We start from the raw sequence: 18,703 nt of genomic DNA, 5'->3' as shown, positions 1-18,703 counted from the left end.
CGGGCAGCGTCGTGACGTGGAGCAGTGGCTGGAGCGGCACGAGCCGTTCGTCGCCCGGTTCCCGGCCCCCGGCCGCCCCGAGGACGGGACCGTGCCCGGGCAGGTGCGCCTGCTCGTGCCGAACCACCTGGCGGTGCACGACGCGCCGCTGCTGGCGCCCGCCCCCGCGCACGGCACCCCGGTCGCATGGGAGCCCGTCCACACCGCACCGACCACTCCGCCGCCCGCGTCGCAGCCGGTGCAGCCGCTGCCGTTGCCGGCCCCGCACCACGACGGCACCGGCGGGGAGTCGGCCGCCGGGTCGCCGACGGCACCGCACCCGCAGCCCGGTACCCGGCCCGCCGACGAGACGGGTGACGGGCCGCAGGCGACGGATCCTGCGAGTGCGACGCCGGTTCCGGACCGGTCGGTGGACCAGGAGGTGCTGACCCGGCTGAGGGAGAACGGGCATCCGTGGGCGCTGCCGGCGGCGGACGCGATACGCCGGTGGGCCTCGCTGACCACGGTCCGCCACGCACAGCAGCGCGATCTGAACGCGGACGGCGTCTGGCGGGTGCCTGGGCTCGATCCCACCCGGGAAAGGGGTCTGCGCTACGAGCACTTCACCAGCGAGGAACTGCTCCGCCTCAACCTGCCCAAGCTGCTGCGCAACGAGTACGAGGTGCCGCTGGGCAAGCGCACCGTCACCGTGGGTCTGGAGGTCACCCGCACCGAACCGATCACCCCCGAGGACGGTTCCGAGGTCAAGACCCGCAACTACACCTACGACTCCTCGCAGTCGAAACACACCTCCGCCGAGACACGCGGCTGGTCGGCCACGGGCCAGCCACTGGGCGGCGACCGGCTCGACAGCGAGGGGAACCGCACGATCAGCGAATGGGCGGGCATCGCGGTCGGGTCCCGTAACACCGTCGAACGGCCGGGCGAGAAGGAAGTCGGGCCCACGATGCTCGGCGCCCGGCCGCAGCCCGGCACGACCCCGGACCCCACCGCTGGTAAGTGGGGCACGAAGCCGTACCGCTACTACAAGGCCGACGTCGACGTCCTGCTCACCGGGCCGGGCGGACGGCTGCGCGTACACGTCCCCGACGGCCTGTACTTCATGATCCCCACCGAGGCCGGCACGTCCGCCGAGGCCCTGACACTCGCGCTCCGCGAGCTCGGCGACCAGGGCACCGGCATGACCGCACCGGACGGGCCGCGCTTCCTGCTGCCGCCGATCCCGGAGGAGAGCGTCCTCGACACGCCCCTGGAGGACGGCGACGATGACGGTTTTGTCGGTGAAGCCCCGGAGGAGGAGACCGGCCGGGGGGCGCGTCTGCCGGGCACGCGGATGTTCCTGCACCGCGATCCGGTCGGCAGGTGGCATCTGGTCGATGCCGAGGGGTGGCTTGCCGACCACCGGTTCGCCGTGGAGGCTGATCGGTCGGGTGGGGTGACGGTCCTGTCCCTGGAGCCGGCCGGCCTGTGGCGCTACGACGCGGACCGCGGGCTGCGGGAGGCTCAGTTCCCGCTGACCGGTGAGGGTCTTGACCCGGACCTGCGTGGGTTGACGGTTCGTGACGTGCGTACGCCGGGTGTCGGCGAGGCCCCGGGGACCCGGCAGTTGGAGATCGTGGGCTCGTCCACCGCGCCCGGAAGCGGCTTCACCGCTGCTCCGCTGACCGGGGAGCTCGCCGACCGGCTGCCTGGCGGTTTCTCCGTCACCGACCCCGACACCGGCCGCAGCTGGATCGCGGACGCCGACGGCCGTGTCGTCACTCCGGAACCGCTGTCCCCCGAGGCCGGGCCGGGTATGAAGCGTCGGGCCGACGAGCCGGACACCGGGGAGGAGACGGCTGCGAAGCGGCCTGCACGGGATTCTGCCGTCGCCGACCCGGATGTCGCGTGGCGTGGCGTGAAGCGTGCGGCCGGTGAGGTGGCGCCCGAGGACGAGCAGCCCTCGAAGCGCCGCGTGGTGGATGACGCGCAGGAGCCGCCGAACGAGCACGGCACACCGCCCGTGGCCGACCTGGTGGACGCCGAACTCGACGCCCGTACGGCCCGGGTTCTCGCCGAGGGCCGTGGGCTGCTTGATCAGCCGCTGACAGACGTGACTGACGTGACCTACGTTGCCGACGCGACGTACGTGACTGATGCCAGCGTGACTGACGTGACCGACATTGCTGGCGTGGCAGGCGTGGCAGGCGTGGCAGGCGTGGCAGGCGCGGCGGACGTCCGGACCGACTTCGACCGGGTCCTGACCGGCGATGCAGGGGAGCCGCTGGACATCACGCGGACCGAGCAGCTGATCTCGGATGCGCGGGAGCACGCGGCCATGCGGGGCCATGACCCTGCCGTCCTCCAGCCCGGGGCGACGGCCCTGCGGACCGCCGCCTACGAGAGGCACTTGGACGAGGCGCGCCACGCCGTCGAGGAATTCGTGCGGTCCGCTGGTGAAGGCCGTGCCGCCGACAGCGAGACCGGCCTCACCGTCACCCCGCTTCCGGAGGGTGGTCATGCCGCGGTGCATGACGCGTCCGGGCTGCGGACGGAGTTCGATGCGCGGCAGCGCTGGACGTCGCGTGAGCAGCTGCTGGGTGACGCACCGGCGAGGATGGACGGCCTGCGGGCGGTCGTGGGCCGTAGCTGGGACAGCGACGGCAACGAGGTCCTGACCTACCGGCTGGCCGGGGAGTCCGGGCGCGTCGCCCGCTTCGATGTCACGCCGATCGCAGATGCTTCGCCCGATGCGCTCTTCGGCCGGTTCATGGCCGTTGACGCCCTGGACGGTCAGCGTTACCTGTTCGGTGCTGAGGGCACGCACACCGTTCACGATGTGCCGCTCGAGGACGGCTGGGCGTATCTGCGTCGCGACGTGGGCGCGGTGGGTGAGGAGCTGCGGCTGGTCGACGCCGGGAGCCGGCCGTGGGACGGCTGGAGGGTCAGGACACCGGAGGTGGACGAGCTGGCCCTGATCCCGCCGGGCGCCGCCCCGGAGCAGCACTTGGTGAGCGATCGTCGCGGGACCCTGCGGGAGGAAGTGGTTCCGCTTCGGAACAGCCGCGGCACCCTGACCGGGTACGCCCGGATCACGCATCCGGTCACCGGCGAAGAGGGGCAGCCCGAGCGGGCCGCGCGCCTCGACACCCGGCTCCGGGACGTGGTCGTCACCGGCCCGTTCGGGCGTCGGTCCGTGGCCGAGGTGTTGGTGAGTGAGAGGCCCGGCGGTGGCCTGCGAGTGACCGACGAGCGGGGCAGGCCGCTGTTCGAGAGGCCTGCGCTGGGCACGGACCGGCTGTACGACGGCCCGGAGACCGTACCGGCAAGGACGGGCCTGACCGTTGGCCCGGTGACGGAGGCGGACGCATCCGGTGTCGCCGCGCCCCGGCCGGCCGAAGACACACGGGCGGAGAACGATGGCCCGCGTACGGAGGTGGCCGACGATGCGGCCGCTACGGACGACGATTTCGATCTTGACGCCGCGCTCCGGGACATGCGCAGTGAGCAGAGGGCTCAGGCAAGGGCGGCGCGCAGTAGGCCGGTGATGCCGGCGGTACCGGAGGGGACCTCCCGTGAGGTGCCGTTGTCCGTGCCTGGCCTGGACGGGCACCGGATACGGATCAGCGAGGCCGAGGCTCCTGAAAACGGGACGCCGGAGACAGTGACGCATGTGGAGTTGGTGGATCACGTCACTGGGGTGCCGGTCACTGACAGGGAGGTGCAGTCGCGGCCTGATGGTGGTTACACGGTGCTCGGTACCGGCGGTGACGTCCGCTGGGAAGTGGGACCCGACGGGCGCGGCGAGGCGCGTGATGTCCGGCTGCCGGGAACAGACGTCTTCCTCCGTCAGGACCTGAGCGGTCGGGAGCGTCCCGCTGTTGTCACGGGCGAGGGCGGCCCTGCGGGCGCCGCGTATGCCGTTGAGCATCACCTGGATGCCGGTGGCCGAGTCACGGGTGTCACTGTCCGCAGCGGCGACAGCATGTGGAGTCATGACGGGCAGGGCGATCCGCGGGAGAGCCGGCTCCCGCTCACCGGACCGGGCCTCGATCCGACGCTGCGTGGTGTGAGCGTGCGTGATGTGCGCACGCCCGCGACCGACACGGCTCCGGCGTCCCGGCACCTGGAGCTGGTCGGCTCTTCGTCTGCCGTCGGTGCCGGTTTCACCGTCGCTGCTCTGGATGGTGTGGACGGCGGGCGGGGCAGTGGTGCGCCGGGTGGCTTCACGATCACCGATCCCGGCACCGGTCTGCGCTGGACCGCTGACGGTGATGCCCGTATCGCCGGACCCCCCGTGAGCGCGGACACCGCGCCCCTTCCTGAGCGCCCGGTTCCGGAGCGGGGGGCCGCCAGTGATTCCCCGGTGGACGAAGCCCTGTATGAGGCGAGTGAAGCGCTGGGGTCCTCGCCGGTGCTGGAGAGGATGTTCCAGGACACTGTCCGCGAGGCTGAAGACGTCGGCGGGGACAGAGACGCCACCGGTGCGGGTGCCGGGGATGCAGCGGGTGTCGGCCGAGGTGACTTCTCCCGCTTCGTGGGGCTGGATCAGTTCACCGACAATCTCGGCAACGAGCGCACCGAGGTTGCGGTGACGGTCGATGGGGCCGAGCGGATCATCGACGATGCCCGCGCCATGATGCGCGATGCCGGAATCAGCCCGCACATGGTGCACGAGAACGCGATCGATCTGCGGAACGCGGCTCTGGAGCGGCTGCGTGACCAGGCCAGGCGTGTTCTCGACGCGCGTCTCGACGGTGACCTGTCGGTCGACGAGGGCGGCTTCAGCATCACCCCGACCTGGGACGAGGGCCACACCGTCATCGACGAGGCGACCGGCATCGGCCACGAGTTCGACGCGGAACGTTTTGCGACCGCCCATGATGTGCCCCTGCGGGACGTGCCCGACGCGTTGACTGATGTCAAGGTCACCACCCGCCACTTCTTCGATGACGGGGACTTCTCGGATGTCTCGGGCGACTTCGAGGGCTCCTCCGAGCGGGGCGGGGACGTTCCGGAGACTTCCGCCGACGCCGCCCAGGGCGGTTCCAGGAGCCCGTACGAGCTGGTCGGCACCGACGAGCAGCGTCGGCGTTTCGGCGTCACCCACACCGACATCGACCCCGCTGACCTCCGCGTGAGCGAGGCGGACCGGCTGCGTGCCGACGAGGACGGTACGGCCGAGGCCGGCACGGGTGAGTGGCAGCAGGGCTACCGCACACCGCCGCGTTTCCAGGTCGTCGACCGGGATCTGGGGCACCGCTACCACTTCACCGCCGATGGCACCCTCACGCACATCGATCTGCGGCTGGAGGCCAGCCTGGGCTATCTGCGTCTGGACGCCGCCGAGCGCGACGGCAGGCCCGTGCTGCTGGACGCGGAGGGCGTTCCGGCCGACGACGGCATGTTCATGCTGCGGGAACTGGACGGCGACCGAGTGGCCCTCATCCCCGCCTACGGTGACCCCGAGCGCCCCCACGCAGGACTGATCGTGGACACCCGCAGCGGGCGCATCGTGGGGGAGACCGTCGGCGTGCCCGGCGAGCGCGGCAGGCTGCTGGGCGAGTACTGGCGGGTCGAGCACGAGAAGGGCACTGCCACCCGCCTGAATGCCGAGGCCGAACCCCTCACCGGCCGCTACGACACCGCCGTGGTGCACACCAACCCCGACGGCGGCATCACCCTCACCACCCCCGACGGCGACCGCGTCCTGTTCCGGCACCCCGATCCCCAGGACCTCACACCCGCAGGTACCCGCCGCAACGCCACACCACCGGACACCCCGGACTCGCTGACCGGCGAGGGCCTGGACGAGGGGCTGTCCGGCGTGCGGGTGCACACCGAGCACCGCCCGGACGGCACGGTGACGCGCACCCTGACCGGCGGTGGCTGGGGCACCCGCTGGATGTACCGGGTGGAGTCCCTGCCGCAGTCCTTGGCCGGTGCCCTTGGCAACGGCGCTCTCGGCGACGGATTCACCGTGGTCAACCAGCTCACCAACACCAGGCTGCACTTCGATGCCACCAACCGGCTGCGGGTGACCACCAGAGAACAGGCACTGGGCGGCGACGGCCTCCAGCCGCCGCTGGCCGGTCTGACGGTGGGAAGGATCCGCGTCCCGGCCACCGACATCACCTCCGCGGTGAACGCCGTCCGTATCACCGGCGCCCCGGAGCCGACCGGCTCCCTCACCGCCGCCCTGCTCGAAGGCGACCACGCCGCCCGTCTGCCCGACGGCTTCTCCCTCACCGACACCGTCACCGGCGACACCCTGTACTTCGACGCCGAAGCCCGTCTCGCCTTCCGCGAGACAGGCCAGAACAACATCGCCACCCCCACCACCGGGCCCACACCGGAACAGCACACCACCGGCACCACACCGGACCAGCAGCCCGACCCCACCCAGCGCGACGCCACAGTCAATGACGAGTCCCCCGAGTCCCCGTCGCGACAGCCGGAACACCCGTGGTACCTGGACCAGGACGCACTCGGCGTCGTAGAGGTGGCCCACGTGGACGACGCGGACGAGGCGCAGGCGCGGCACTGGGCGGACGAGATCGCGTCCAAGGTGACGGACGCCGGGGACAGTCCGGAACTGGCCGAGGCGATCCGTGACGGTGTACGCCGCCTGCTGATGGGGCAGGACGCCCCGGGCGTGGAGCCCGCCCCGGGCGCCGAGCACAGCGGTGACGCGCCGAGCTCGGTCACCCCGGAGGAGCGGAAGGTCACGTACTGGGAGTATGCGCTGCACCGGGGCCATATGACGGTGGCGGGCGACCGTCTGGTGTGGCTGCGCCCGGTCCTGAGCGACATCGCTCCGGCGTCGGCGGAACAGACCCCCGTGGTACGGCCCTACTACATGACCGCGTCCACGCTGTCGTCCGACGCGCAATCCGACAGCAGCAAGTCGTGGGGCGTCGAGTCGCTGCTGATGAGCACGGTGACCCTGTCGGCCCAGGCGGGGACGGCCCTCTGGCCGGCCAACCCGGTGTTCGGCGCGAGGTCGGCCCAGTCGAGCGGGGCGGGCTGGGGCCGGGGCGTCGCGGTACGCCGCGAGATGCGCATGGGCGAGAGCGCCCGGTTCCGCGGCGGTCTGCAGATCCGCGTCTTCGTGGACGGTGTGGAGCGGCCGCACGAGGTGACGACGGCCAGGCGGGTCACTGTCGACGTTCCCGCACGCCTCACCGCTCCGGCCTGGCCGCGGCTGGCCGAGGCGGCTTCGCCGGCTGGTGAGGAGCCCGGGGAACGGCAGCGGGCGCGCGGGGCGCACGAGGCGATCAACGCCGTCGATCTGACCCCGGTGGTGGCGGGGCTGATGCGCCGGCTGCGGGAGGCCGGGCTGCCGGGTGAGAGCGTGCGGCGGGTCATGAGCGAAGCGCTGAACATGGTGAACGAGCGGGCGGCACTCTTCCGGAGCCGGTACCTGCTCAGCAACGGCCTGGTCACGGACGGCACGCGGGCCCCGGCCGGCCGGGGCCGGTCGTTCGAGGGGCATGTCGTCGTCCGCGCCACGATCGAACGTCTGCAGTACGTCGGGGACGCCCCGGAGACCGAGGTCCGGTACCGCGCGAGGACCAGCGTGACCACCGCTCGGACACACGGAGCCACCAGCGGCGTCTCAGCAGGTGTGCAGGCCGGCCCCCTTTGGTCGAAGACACCTTCTTCCGTTTCTTCCGTCCTGCGTGGCACCAAGGTCAACGCGTTCGTCCCCTTCGCCGGCGTGTCGGGTCAGGTGACGCGGGGGACGGGACACGGCCTGACCGAGGAGACCACGTCGCACACCAAGCTGAAGTGGACCGGTGAGCAGGCGCGGTACCGGGCGCGGCTGGTGGTGACGGCGGAGGTGCGGTCTTCGACGCACCGGATTCCCGATGTGGTGAGTCTGGTGGAGTCGGAGATCGGTGTGCCGGCCCGGGAGGCGGCCGGGTTCGAGCGGAGTCTGCTGGGTGAGGGCGGGCCGCGGCTGCGGGAGTCGGTGGTGTCTCTCGAAGGGCCGGTGGAGGCGCGTCCGTTTGTGCGGGCGCTGCTGGCGGAGGCGAACCTGCCGCTGGCCCCGGAGGCGTATGTGCGGCCGGACGCGCGGCTTGACGCGCCGTTGCCGCCGCCGCACGAGCGGGAGCCGCTGGCGCTGGCCGGCCGACGTGGTCAGAACTTCGGTACGGAGACTCTGCTGCCGGGCTCTGAGCTGGTGCACGACCAGGTGCGGGGCGTGCTGCGGCGGTGGCACGAGGGGCTCTCCCGGGACGTCAAGACCGACTGGTCCCATGTGGACCGGGAACTGCTGGCCTGGTTCGGGCGCCCGGCGCTGGAGACCGACCTGCCGCAGCTGATCGCCGGTCTGCGTCACACGGTGCGGGTGGACCGGCGCTCGTACGACGTGTCCGTCACCGCGCATGTGCGGGAGCGTGTCGGCGGCGTGACCGGCGAGGACGCCTTCCCGCTGACGGTCAACGCGCGGGCCTACCAGGCCACCACGGTCAGCGGCGACCGCGGTTCGGGGTGGGGCGCGGGCGCGCTCGTGGCGGCCAGCATGGAGGCGCGCGCGAAGAAGTGGGTGGACTTCCGGATCGGCACGGTGAGGCTGTTCTCGGGCGGCTTCGAGCGCGGCGTCCAGCACACGTTCGCCGGCCAGGCGAAGTCCACCCATCACACCGAGACGTCGGGTCTGGTCGACGAGCACGTGTACGACGTCGTGTACGAGGTGTCGGTGCGGCCCCAGGGCCGTCCGGCGGAGCGGTGGTGGATCCACCGGCCCTCGGGCGAGCTGACGGCCAGTGTCGTCGTGCCGCACCAGTACGTTCCGCAGACGCCGCTGAACGAGTTGGAGCGCGAGCGGGAGGCGGCGCTGGCGGGTCTGGTGGTGCCGCTGGACGAGGCCCCGGCAACCCTGGAGACCCCGACGGTCGGCTTCCGGGACAACGGGGCGGCAGCCGTCTCCCGGACGTTCCTGGTCGCACCCCTGGTACCGGCCGAGGTCGCGCGGATGTACCAGGACGTCAATGGCCTGCCGGAGAACTGGAACGAGGACCAGGGGAACTGGCCGGTCGAGCTCACCCGGCTGTTCTCCCCCACCCAGCTGGCCGTCCACTTCAATGCGCTGACCGGCGAGGCCGGCCGGGTGGTGGAGTTGCCGAAGGGCCCGGACGGGTGGAAGCAGGCGCTGCGCATCCGGATGACCGCTCACGACGCACGTCATATTGCGTCGCACACCGACGGGTTGGAGCTGCGGCAGAACGCCCGCGGCCTGGTCAAGTACCGGCTCGGCAAGTCGTCGGGCCACCAGGTCGGCACGGGCTTGGCGGTCGGACCCCATTTCACGGTCGGACACGTCCCCGACGACCCGGACGCACCGGTCAAGATCCTCGCCAGGGTCCGCGGCGAAATGCAGTGGGGCTGGAGCAGGGGGAGCGCCACGGAGACGGGACACGCCGAGATTTCCCGGGCCAGCTACGTGGGCCCGGCGCACACCTACCGTGCCGATCCGGTGTTCGAGGTGACGCTGTACCGGTGGAAGAACGGCAGCCTGTTCAGCCCGTACGGCGGTGCGACGCACCAGACGCGGCATCTGCGGGTGCGGGACGGGCTGGAGTTCGTGGTGCCCGAGCGGCGGCTCACCGACCTGGGCCTGCCGCTGCCCGAGGGCATGACCCCGGCCGAGCCGCGTGATCCGGAGCGGTTCGTGGACCCGTTGCTGCTGCCGACGATGAGTCATGCGGAGGTGCTGGACGCCGACGGTGTCCTGGACCGCATGAAGCAGTGGCTGACAGAGCAAGGGCTGCTGCGCACCGAGCCGGGCCGGCCGGAGGTGCACCGGCCCAACCTGCTGCTGCAGGAGCTGGAACGCTCGTTCTCCTCCGACGCGCTGCTCACCCAGTTCCACCTGCTGACGACCAACGGCGTAACGCGGCGGCTGGACCTGCCGTCGGCGTTCGGCGTCACGCGGTTGTGGGCGAAGGTCACTGCCGAGACCGGCGAGGCGATCTCCCAGCTGGACCGGCCCGAAGTGCGGCTGATGACCCGCTCGGAGTCCTACCTCCAGAGCTCGCGGAACGTGCGGGCCACCCGGACGAGCACCGTGGGAGGCAACCTCCGGTTCGCCCTGGGCTCCAGCAAGTGGGCAGGCCTGGAACTGAGCGGGGGCCACCACCGCAGCACCACAACGGGCTCCAGCCGGGCCGACATACTGCGGGACATCTACCAGGCCGACACACACGACGGTTCACAGGAGTTCACGTACCAGCAGAAGTACCGGATCGAGATGGGCATCACCACCCAGTTGCCCGAGGTGCTGAGTGCACCCGCGCGCGCGGTGCGGTGGGCCGCGCTGGGACTGGCCGACCTGGCCAGGCACCGTCGCGACACGGAGCAGTGGCTGGACCGGCACGAGCCGTTCGTCAAGCGGTTCCCAGCCCCGGGACGCCCTGACGAAGGAGCCGTGACCGGTCAGGTGCGTCTGCTCGTGCCCAACCACCTGGCGGTGCACGACGCGCCGCTGCCGACGCCCGCGCCCGCGCACGGCACCAGAGTCGTCTGGGAGACGGGTGACACCTCGTCGGCGGAGCGGGGGCCGGGCCGGCAGGTGGACCAGGAGGTGCTGACCCGGCTGACGGAGGACGGGCACCCGTGGGCGCTGCCCGCGGCGGCCGCGGTGCGCCGGTGGGCGGCGCTGACCACGGTCCGTGACGCGCAACAGCACGACCTGGGCGCCGACGGTGCCTGGCAGGTGCCCGGTCTGGACCCCACCCGGGAGAACGGGGTGCGGTACGAGCACCTCACCAGCGAGCCCCAGCTCCGGCTCGACCTGCCCGGACTGCTGCGGAACGAGTACCGGATATCCCTGGGCAGGCACACGGTCACCGTTGGTCTGGACGTCACCCGGGTCCAGCCCATCACCTCCGAAGGCGGCACCGAGCTCACGGCACGCCACTACGCGTACGACTACGCGTGGTCGATGAACAACTCCGCCGCGTCACGCGGCTGGTCGGCGACGGGCGACCCCATCGGCGGCGCCGATCTCACCTCCGACGGCGACCGCGCGATCAGTGAATGGGGGTCCTTCGCGCGTGGATCGGGCCGCACTGAGGGGCGCGGCGGCCAGGTGGAAGTGGGCCCCATCCTGATCGGGCGCCGGCCCCTGCCTGAGGCGGCACAGCCCCGTGAGGGCTTGGACGCCTTCCCGGGTGGTGCGGCGGACCCCCGGCCGCATCGCTACTACAAGGCCGATGTGGATCTGGTGCTGACGGGTCCGCGCGGGCGGCTGCGCGTGGAGGTCCCGGACGGCCTGTTCTTCATGATCCCGTCCGAGGGCATGGCCGATCCCCCTGTGCTGTCCGACGGGGCGGCGGACCTGTCGGATGTGCGGGGCATCGCCGAGCTGCGTGAGCTGACGGATGCGCTGGGCCGCCCCGAGGTCCCGCTGACGGTGCCTCAGGTGGAGCGTGCGGTCGCGGAGGCGCGGGACGGTCTGCGGGAGGCCGGGGTGGACCCGGCCGTGCTGCACGGCGTGGTGCGCGCGCTGCGCGGTGCGGCCCTGGAGCGTCTGGAGGACCGGGCCCTGCAGGCTCTTCAGGCGTATGTGTCCGGGCGTGCCGATGACGGGCAGAGCCGTTTTTCGGTGGTGCCCGCGTCGGGCGGCGGTCACCGGGTCGTGGACGACCTGACCGGGCTTGCGCATGAGCTCGATGCCGCCGGTGAGCTGGTGGCGCGTGAACTGCCGCTGTTCGACGCCCCGGCGGAGCCGGCCGGGCTGCGGGTGGTGGAGCGGCCTGAGGAGGGTACGTTCCACCTGGTCGGTGGTCCGACGTTGGTGCGGCGTTTCGGGGTCGCACCCGCGGATGTGGATCTCGCCGAGGGCGCTGGTGCGCTGTTCCAGGTGATCGACCGGGAGCTGGGGCACCGCTACCACTTCACGCCGGACGGCACCCTCAGCCACACCGATCTGCGGCTGGAGGCGAGCCTGGGGTATCTGCGCACGGATGCCGGTGACGTCGACGGGACGCCGCGGCTGCTGGATGCGATGGGTGAGCCGGCCACGGAGGGCATGTGGCGACTGAAGCCGCTGGGTGCTCAGCGGCTCGCCCTGATTCCGGAGGAGCCGACGCCCGGACGGCCGCTGGAACGCCTAGAGGTCGACACCCGCACGGGACGCGTTGTCGGAGAGATCATGGGCGTGCCGGGTGAGCGCGCCGTCTACTGGCAGATCGACCACGTTGCGCGCACCGCCGTGCGGCTGGACGAGACAGGTGCCGTGCTGACGGGCCCGGACGACACAGCGGTCGTGCGCGTGACCGATGGCGGCGGTGTCGAGCTGTTCAGCCGGGCCGACAGGTGGCGACGTCTCTTCCCGCCCGACGAGTTCGGCGGCCCGCTGCGCGACGTTTTCCCGCTCGATCCGATCCTCGAGGACAGCGATCCCGGCGAGCTGCCGCTGTCCGTGCCCGGCCTTGACGGGCTCCGGGTACGGATCAACGAGGCCGAGGCCCGGCCCCCCCAGGACGCACAGGCCCCCGAGACACCGCAGACGGTCACCCACCTGGAACTGGTGGACCCCACTACCGGGGCGCCGGTCGCCGACCGTCAGGTGGTGCTCCGGCCCGACGGCGGCTACACGGTCCTCGACACCGCCGGCAACTTCCGCTGGGAACTGACACCCGACTGGCACGGCCAGGCACGCGACATCCGGCTGCCCGGAACCGACGTCTTCCTCCGTCACGACCTCGCGGGCGGGCGGATGCCCGGCATCGTCGACCGCGCCGGAGCGCCCGCCGGCGGCGGCCGGTTCGCCATCCAGCGGATCCAGGACTCCTCCGGTACCCCGCGCGGCGTCACCGTCCGCCCGCTGGAGGACGGAGCTTCCCCCGGCCGGCCCGCCGCCTCCTGGCGGTACGACGGCGACGGCAGCCTGCTGGAGGCCGTCCTCCCCCTCACCGGGGACGACCTGGGCCCGGCACTGCGGGGCGCCAGTGTCCGGATCGCCCGGGAGCCCGGCACGGGCAGGTTCACCCTGGTCCTCGCCGATGCGTCCCACGGCCAGGGCCACAGCCTCGCCCCGCTTGACGGTGAGTTCGCGCGCCGACTGCCGGGCGGGTTCTCGCTGACCGACACGCTGACCGGGGACCGGTACGTCTTCGATGCCGAGGCGCGCCAGGCGCTGCGGCGTGAGGCACCGCTGGATACGCCGCCCCCGGTGGAGGAGCCCGGGGCCCGCAGAACGGAACCGGTCAGCCGGCAGGTCACGTTCGGTGGTGGCGCGAGGAGCCTGGCGGTGGATCAGTTGAGGGCTGTCAACACGTTCGCTGCCGATGTGGCGCTGGAGGGGCTGGCGAACGCGCGGGCGGGCCGCCCGCTGCCGACCGTCGTGATCACGGGTCACAGCAACGGCACAGTGCTGGGACAGCCGCACTTCGGGCGCGCGATGCGCCTCGGTCAGGAGCGTGCCGACGCGGTGAGGAAGGTGTTCACCGAGCGGTTGGCGGTTCATCTGCGGCAGGCGCAGAAGGACATGCCCGCCCCGATCGGGGTCGAGGCGTTCCTGGTGACCGCCGAGTCGCGTGGCCGGGACCTTCCAGAGGGCACGAGTCCGCAGGACGGGCCCGCGGCTCTGCGGCGTGCGGTGATCACGGTGGACTTCCCTCCGGCGGACACCGCCTCGCCCGTCCGGCAGGACGCCGCGCCGGACGGGACACAGCGGACTTCGCCGGGCGACGACGTACAGACCCTACGGACCCCTGAGGAGCACCCACCGACGCACGGCGCGGGCGACGGTGCCGGCACCGGACAGTCGGGTCAGTCCGGTCAGTCGGATACGACGGCGGAGAGTCCGTGGTACGTGGGGCAGGACGCGCTCGGCGAGGCCACGGTGGTCCGGGCGGACGACTGGCACGAGATGACGGCGCGGCAGTGGGCGAACCGGATCTGGTCCGAGGTGGCAAGGCCCGAGGACAGTCCGGAACTGGGCCAGGCGATCCGTGACGGTCTGCGCCGACTGCTCATGGGCGAGGGTGGCGAGACCGACGAGCCCAGCGAGGCGCACCAGGGTGCCGAGCACGCGGAGGGGCCGGCAGAAGAGCAGGCCGCGTCGTTCGGTGGGCCGACCGCCAGAACCTGGGCGGACGCGCTGCGGCAGGGCCGGCTGACCGTGGGCGGCGACCGTGTGGTGTGGCTGCGCCCGGTGCTGCGGGACGTCACGCCGGCACCGGTGGAGCCGACGGGGGCGGTGCGCCAGTACGAGGTCGGGTTCGCCTCCCTGTCCTCGGGAGCGAAGTCCGAGCTCGAGAAGGCGCAGGGCCTCGACACGGCCACGCTTGCCGTCCTGTCCGGTGTGGGCAAGGCGGGAGGGACCCTGCTGCCCGCCTTCCCCATGCTGGAGGCGGAGGCCGTCCGGTCGGAGGGAACGGAGCTGCAGCGCGACGTCGTGGCGGGCCGCAAACTGTTCGTCACCGGCAACACCCGATTCCGTGCCGGGATCCAGGTCCGCGTCTTCGTGGACGGTGTGGAACGGCCGCATGACGTGACGACGCCCGAGCGGGTCACCGTCGACTTCCCGTCCGGACTCACCGCCCCAGGCGGACCGCGGCCCCCCGAGAACCCCCCGCTGACCGGCGACAGGCCCACTGAGCGACAGCGGCCGAGCCAGGCGCGCGAGACGCTCAACGCCATCGACCTGATCCCGGTGGCGGCCGGGCTGCAGCGGCAGCTGCGGGAGGCCGGGCTGCCCGCCGACGCCGTGCGGCAGGTCATGGGGGACGCGCTGCCCCGGCTGAACGAGCGGTCGGCCCGCAACCGGAGCCGGTACCTGCTGACCAACGGCCTGACCACGGAACGGACCCGGTTCAAACTCGGGCCGACGCAGTCCTTCACGGGCCATGTCGCCATCCGCGCCACGATCGAGCGTCTGCAGTACCTCGGGGACACTGCGAACGTGGCGGTCCGCGAGGACTTGGGCGTCGGCCTGAAGCTCGGCCACTCGCTGGGCACCACGTCCAGCATGGCCGTCGGGGTGGTGGCCGCCGGTGGCCGTCGCCGCAGCACGACCTGGCTGCCCACTGGGTCCCTGATCGGTGATTTCAGCCGCAAGACCGGACACGGGCTTTCCCAGCAGGCCATGAACCACACCGTGCTGAACATGACGAGCGATCAGGCGCGGTACCGGGCGCAGTTGAAGGTGACCGCGGAAGTCCGGTCGTCGACGCACCGGATCCCTGATGTGGTGCAGTTGGTGGAAGCGGAGATCGGCGTGCCGGGCCGGGAGGCGACCGACTTCGAACGGCGCCTGCTGGGTGCGGACGCCCCGCCGTTGCGGCAGGCGGCGCCGTTCCTTGCGGGGCCGGTGGAGGCACGCCCGTATGTGCGGGCACTGCTGGCCCAGGCGAACCTGCCGCTGCCCACGTCGGCGTATGTCCGGCCGGCGCGGCTCGACGCGCCGTTGCCGCCGCACGATCGGGAGCCGCTGGCACTGGCGGCGCGGCGTGGCCAGGGATTCGGAATGGGAGTTCTGCTGCCGGGGGCGGAGTTGGTGCACGACCAGGTGCGCGCGGCGCTGGGCCGGTGGCACGAGTGGCTGTCGAACGGGGCCGAGGCCGACTGGTCGTCCGTCGACCGGAGCTTCGAGACGACCTTCGCGCAACCGGTGCTGGAGGGCGACCTGTCGCAACTGATCGCAGGCGTGGATTTCACCGTCAGCCTCGGCGGGCGCGCGTACGACGTGTCCGTCACCGCGCACCTGCGGGAACGCATCGGCGGCATGACCGGTGAGGACGCCTACCCGCTGACGGTCAACGCGCGGGCCCAGCAGAACTCCACGGTCAGCGGCCACCGCGGTACGCGGTGGGGCGCGCACCTCTCCGCGGGCCTGCGCGTCCAGGTGCGCATCAAGCGCTGGCTGCGCCTCGACATCGGCGCGGTGGGCGTCTCGGGCGGCTTCGGGCGCGGTGTCCAGCACACGATGGCCGGAGGAGCGAAGTCGTACCGGCGTACCGAGACGGCGGGTCTGGTCGACGAGCATGTGTACAACGTGGTGTACGAGGTGTCGGTACGGCCTGCGGGCCATCAGGCCGAGCGGTGGTGGATCGACAAGCCGGGCGAGGTGGTGGCCCGCGTCGTCGTACCGCACCAGCACGTACCCGAGACGCCGGTGACCGAGCAGCAGATGCGGGAGGCGGACAGGGTCACCTACCCGGAGCAGGCGCCGGAGACCGAGAAGGCCGACTTCCGCACGCACGGCGTGGAAGCGGTGTACCCGTCGTTCCTCGCCGTACCGGAGCTGACGGCCGAGGCCGCCCGGATGTACCAGCAGGCAAACCGTCTGCCCGAGAGCTGGCTCGAGGACCGGGCGAACTGGCCCACCGAACTCAAGGCCGTCGCTTCACCCACCCAGCTGGCCGCGCATTTCGCGGAGCTGACGAGCGAGACGGGACGGCTGGTGCAGTTGCCGCAGGGCCCGGACGGGTGGAAGCAGGCGCTGCGCATCCGGATGACCGCCGTCGAGCCGCGCCATGAGACGGCCCACGTCGGCGAGGGCCGGGAAGTCGAGATCGAGCAGTACAGCCAGGGGCAGGCCCAGTTCAAGCGTTCCCGGGCGAGCAGTTACGACGTCGGCCTGCAGGGGGCGATCGGACCGCGGTTCACTGTCGGCCCCTCGCGCACTGAGGAGTCCTCGCAGTCCTCTGGCGAACCATCGCGCACCGAAGGGTCCTCGCGCACCGAGGGATCGGGGCGCCGCTTGGAGGGGCAGCTCGCCGCCGCCGTCCGTGGCCGGGTGCGGTGGGACTGGTCCAAGGAGAACTCCCGTCAGGAGGGCCCGGTCGGGATCTCCCGGACCACGTACGGCGGTACGACGCACACCTACCGTGCGGATCCGGTGTTCGAGGTGACGCTGCACCGGTGGAAGAACGGCAGCCTGGTCGGCAGTGTCCAGCACGCCGTGCGGAGCGTCCTCCCAGCCGGTTCGCACCCGGCCGGCCCGCCCAGCGGCATGACGCACGACACCCGGTACGTGCGGGTGAGGGACGGCCTGGAGCTCCTGGTGCCCGAGCGGCGGCTCCTCGATCTCGGGCTGCCGCTGCCGGAGGACGCGGTCCCGGCCGCGCCGCATCCGCCGGAGCGGTACGTGGATCCGTCCCTGCTGCCGGCGGCGAGCCATCCGGAGGTCCTGCACGCCGACGGGGTCCTGGGCCGTATGAAGCAGTGGCTGACCGGGCAGGGGCTGCTGCACACCGAGCCGGGCCGACCGGACGAGCACCAGCCCGGCCTGCTGCTGGCGGAGCTGGAGAGATCCTTCTCCTCCGATGCGTTGCTCAGCCAGTTCGCGCTGTTGTCCGGTGATGGCGTCAGCCGGTGGGTGACGATGCCGTCGGCGTTCGGCGGCACACGGTACCTGTGGGCGAAGGTCACCGCCGAGATCGGCGAGGCGACCTCCCAGCTCAGCCGCCCGGACGTACGTCTGACGCTGCGGGGGCAGACCAGCCGCGTGACCGGGCAGAGCGACGCGACCTCCTTCGGGGTCAGTGGGGGAGCCACCCTGCGTGCCAGAGTCGGCACCGGCAAGCACGGGGGCCTGGAGTTCGGCGCCGGCCACAGCCGCGGCTCCGGGACGGGCACCGAACGGTCCCAGAGCGAAGTGGAGATCTTCCGGGCCCAGACCAGGGAAGGCTCGCAGGAGTTCACGCATCCGCTGACGTTCCGGATCGCGATGGGCATCACGTATGAGACACCCGAGGTGCTGAGCGCGCCCACGCGTGGCGTGCGGGCGGCCACGAAGGGGCTGGCGGGCCTGGCCGGGTACGGGCCTGACATGGCGGAGTGGTGGCACCGCGCCGGCCCGTCCGTCAAGGTGTTCCCGGCACCGGATCGCCCCGAAGACGGCACCGTCCACGGCACGGTACGGCTGATCGTTCCCAGCCATCTGGCCGTACACAGCACGCCGCTGCCCAGCCCCGCCCCCGCGTACGGCACCCGGGCCGTGTGGGAGTCCGGCCCACAGCCCTCCGCCGGAGAGCCGGCCGTGGCGCCGCCGACGGACCGTCAGGTGGACCAGCAGCTACTGGAACGGCTGAGGGAGGAGGGGCATCCGTGGGCCCTACCGGCGGCGGCCGCCGTGAACCGGTGGGCGGCGCTGACCGCGGTCCCGTACCCGCCGCCGCGCGACCTGAGCGCCCCGGACGTCTGGCGGGTGCCCGGGGTGGACTTCACCACCGTCGACGGCCTGCGCTACGGGCACTTCACCGGCGAAAACCTCCTCCGGGCCAACCTGCCCACGCTGTTGCGGCACGAGTACGAGCTGCGCCTGTTCGGGCGCACCATCACCGTCGGGCTGGAGGTCACCGGGATCGACCCGCTCTACTCCGAGGAGGGGCGGACCGAACCGGTGTACTCCGAAGACGGCATCAAGTTCAAGGCCCGGCACTACACGCAGGAGGACGAGGCGTCGGCCCACACAACCCAACGGGTGCACGGCTGGTATGTGGATATCGGCCCGGAGGGCGGCGGGGAAATCGAACACGGTCCGAGGATCATGGAGAGAGTGCCCTTCAGCTACGGACTGGAACGCGCCGAAGAGCGGTCAGGTGAGGCCGCGGAGACCGAGGAGCGAAACAAGGAGAGCACCCGCTCCTACCGGTACTACAAGGCGGACGTGGACCTGGTCCTCGCGGGCCACCACGGGCGGCTGCGCGTCCATGTCCCGGATGGCCTGTACTTCATGCTCCCGGTCCAGCCGAGGAGCTGA

The 18,703-nt window shown here is 72.0% G+C and carries 1 protein-coding gene (only partly in view); it reads left to right on the top strand.

Annotated features, from left to right (window positions below; genetic code table 11):
• Positions 1-18,703 carry the 3' portion of a WXG100-like domain-containing protein gene (locus AQJ91_RS40900; protein ID WP_159054769.1) on the top strand. 20,717 nt of this gene lie to the left of the window's left edge, so 18,703 of the gene's 39,420 nt are visible here — the last part of the coding sequence; the start codon falls outside the window, past its left edge; the stop codon is at positions 18,701-18,703.

Source organism: Streptomyces dysideae, assembly GCF_001514305.1.
Taxonomy (GTDB): Bacteria; Actinomycetota; Actinomycetes; order Streptomycetales; family Streptomycetaceae; genus Streptomyces; species Streptomyces dysideae.
The sequence above is the reverse complement of the archived record's forward strand: the minus strand, read 5'-3'. Positions and strand labels throughout refer to the sequence as shown.